This is a genomic window from Peribacillus sp. SRI_006 (genome assembly GCF_057586375.1).
The window spans coordinates 1-255 of record NZ_JBYCZT010000057.1 but is presented as its reverse complement, the minus strand read 5'-3'; the positions used below and the strand labels follow the sequence as shown (position 1 = coordinate 255).

Genomic DNA, 255 nt, shown 5'->3' with positions numbered 1-255 from the left:
CCCATTGACTTCACTTTCATTTATGCCTTGGTGAAAGATATGGTATTCAGAGTTAAGACGCCCAAGTATTGATCCAGTTATTTTAGTTAAACTGACTTTCATTCAATATACCTTCGGTATGCGTTTCATGCGTAAAACGATTGAAGAAGTTGAAACCAATATGGCTTACCGTTGGTTCTTAGGCTATGGTTTCCATGATAAAGTACCTCCTACTCCACGTTCGGGAAAAATTATGAGCGACGCTTTAAAGATACA

1 pseudogene is annotated in these 255 nt (G+C 38.0%); it reads left to right on the top strand.

Going from position 1 to position 255, the window contains the following annotated elements:
* A pseudogene (locus tag AC2YHV_RS27635) lies at window positions 1–255 on the top strand (transposase); the annotation flags it as partial.